Here is a 2,782-nt window from a genome sequence, read left to right as displayed (position 1 = left end):
GAGCCCGTCGCCCGAGTACGTCGCCTTCACCTGTTTGTACATGGCCGCGGAATACGCCGATTCCATCTACGGTTAGCGGCTGTTCGAGACCAAGTGAAGCAGACCCTCGCATCACGCGGAGGCGGCTTCGATGACGCAGAAGCTTCCGGCGTCGAGCACGCGCGCGAGCCGCAAGCCCGACGCTTCGAGAAGCTCAGCGAACTCCTCGCGCGTTCGCTCGCGGCCGCTCGGACCGACGAGCATGTTGAGGTCGGAGAACTTCGCGTCGCGTCCTTCGTTGGCCGGCGCGATCACGCGCTCGACGATCAGCACCCTTCCGTCTTCCGCGAGGGCGCGCCTGACCACCGTGAGAATGCGAATGGATGCATCGTCGTCCCAATCGTGGATGACGGCGCGAAGTATGTAGGCATCGGCATCCTCCGGGACCGACTCGAAGAAGTCGCCGCCGACCGTGTGGCAACGATTGGCGACCCCGGCGCGCTCGAGCAACGAGGCGGCGCCCGATACGACGTGCGGCTGGTCGAACAACACGCCCTGAACGCCGGGGTTCGCGGCCAGGACCGCCACGAGCAGAGCGCCGTTGCCGCCGCCGACATCGACGACCGTGCGGAAACGCCCGAAGTCGTATGCGGCGAGCAGCGCGGCATTGGAGCGGCGTGAGAGCGACGTCATCGCGCGATCGAAAACAGCACTCTCGTCGGGACGGGTCGAGCGGTATGTCCAAACGTCGGTGCCGTGGACATGTTGAAATGCATTCTCGCCAGTGCAAACGCTGTGCAGCAGCCCGGGCCAAGCCTGCCAGTAGTAAGGGCGGCCAATGAAGGCGGCCCATCCGGCAATCGAATCTGGGACCTCCGATCGCAGCGGCTGACCGAGCGGTGTGAGCTCGAAGCGCTGGCCGTCGAGTTCATGTAGGACCTCCACGCTCGCAAGTGCGCGCAGCAGACGGTACAGCGTGGCCGGATGCGTGCCCGTTGCCGCGGCCAGCTCATCACTCGTTCGGCTTCCGTCGGCGAGCAAATCGGCGATGCCAAGCGTTGCAGCGACGTGAATCGCTTGAGATACCTGATAGCCGTCAACCATGCGGCGAATCGTGGTCGCCGGATCCGGATCCTTGTGTATCACGGTAGCCCCCGTCGGTTGCGTCAGTAGTTCATTGTGGTCGCGAAGGGCCGAGTACTGCACCTAAATTCTGCCGCCCCTATCGATGAAGGCCAAGCCTCAATCCGGCGCGGTTGTGAATCCAGGCCTTGAGCGCGGATTCCTCCGGCCACGCTCGTTCGTGAGCCGGGCTAAGAGGCCTATGGGACCGTTGCCGCGCTCCAAGACCTCTGCGGCGATCAACGGTCGCGCACTTACGCCAAGCCACCCTAGGGAAATGCTGATTAATAGGTTGTTTCGGGCACGGCCCGTGCATGCGTGAAGAAACCGCAGATCACAGCACCACCGAGATGAACCAACGCAGCTTTGCCAGTGCCGAGTACGCGATGAAGAAGAAGCGCACGCGGCGCGAGAAGTTTCTGGCCGACATGGAGCGCGTCGTGCCGTGGTCTCGTTTGATCGCCGTGATCGAGCCGCTGTACCCCACGAGCGGGCGCGTCGGTCGCCAGCCGATCGGTGTTCCCCGGATGCTGCGCATGTACTGCCTCCATGTATGGACCCGACGCCTTTTGCAAGCTCTCGTTGACGATGAGAAACAGTCTGCACACATGTATTCGGCTTGCTTGATGGGCGACCGATACACGCCCGCAGCCTTGATGAGATCCGCGCGCCCCGGCCTTATCAGCAGTACGGCTTGAGATATTCAGCCGATAGACAGTACAGGCTCCCGGAACGCTGGTTCAACCAGTTTCGTCATCACACTCGAGAAGCATCGCAAACCAGTGCTGGGTATTCCCTCCTCCGCTCTTCATGCTGACCAAATCTGCAGGCGACAGTCGAATCAGGGCGCGCTGGCGACCCCGTATGGCGCATCGCTGCTCAGCAAGGCTTGAACGACCCGCGCATTCTTATTGGCCAGGGCCACCGCCGCGCGGTTGTACCCACGCCTCACGATCAGCTCCTGCAGCCAACGGCTACGCGCGTCGCTCTTGCCAGCGACGTAGATCAGCACAGCGCGCGCTCCTTGGATCAGTAGAGTGCGTAGGTAGGTATTGCCACGCTTGCTGATGCCCCTGAGGCGCGACTTTCCGCCCGATGAATACTGCTTGGGCACAAGACCAAGCCAAGCCGCGAGGTGCCGGCCGTTCTTGAACTCCTTGGCCTCGCCAATGGCTGCAACGATGGCGGTGGCCGTGATCGGTCCGATGCCGGCCACGGCCACGATCTTCTTGCACAGGGCCGATTGCTTCATGAACGACTTGATGTAGGTCTCGGTAAGAGCAATCCGCGTTTCGAGTGCGTGGAATTCCTGGCAGAGCTCCATCATGAGCGTTTGGCAGAAGCGGGTGAGTTCGCCTTCGCACTCCTTGAGGACTTCGGGCATCGCGCGCTTGAAGGCTGCGGGTGACTTGGCGATCGTGATGCCACGCTCGCCGAGCAAGCCTCTGACCTGGTTGATGAGCGCTGTGCGTTGATGCACCAATGATTCGCGAACGCGATGTATCGCCTGAATATCCTGCTGCTCGACCGACTTCACCGTGACGAAGCGCATGGCTCGTAGTCGCTCGTTCGAGTTTGGCCCTAGGACAGGTCGAAGCAGCAGCCCGCGTAGTAGGGCTTGTCGCCGCCTTCGACGAAGGGCACCTCGATCGGCTTGCCCTCGTTGCGCCAGGCGTCGCGC

Annotated in this window: 1 protein-coding gene and 2 pseudogenes; 1 reads left to right on the top strand and 2 read right to left on the bottom strand. The window is 62.4% G+C overall.

The window, feature by feature from the left end; genetic code table 11:
- Window positions 1-111: 111 nt before the first annotated feature.
- Window positions 112-1,083 carry a methyltransferase gene (locus EJI01_RS28140; RefSeq protein WP_126840385.1) on the bottom strand — a complete coding sequence of 324 codons (972 nt, stop codon included), beginning with the start codon at window positions 1,081-1,083 and terminating at the stop codon, window positions 112-114.
- Between the two features lie 368 nt (window positions 1,084-1,451).
- Between EJI01_RS28140 and EJI01_RS28135 the strand changes: the two are divergent.
- Window positions 1,452-1,658, top strand: a pseudogene (locus EJI01_RS28135) (IS5/IS1182 family transposase); the annotation flags it as partial.
- Between the two features lie 284 nt (window positions 1,659-1,942).
- Here the strand turns inward: EJI01_RS28135 and EJI01_RS28130 are convergent.
- A pseudogene (locus tag EJI01_RS28130) lies at window positions 1,943-2,653 on the bottom strand (IS110 family transposase); the annotation flags it as partial.
- Window positions 2,654-2,782 lie beyond the last annotated feature (129 nt).

It is taken from the genome of Variovorax sp. MHTC-1 (assembly GCF_003984645.1).
Lineage (GTDB): Bacteria > Pseudomonadota > Gammaproteobacteria > Burkholderiales > Burkholderiaceae_C > Variovorax.
This window is presented reverse-complemented; position numbering and strand designations above follow the sequence as displayed.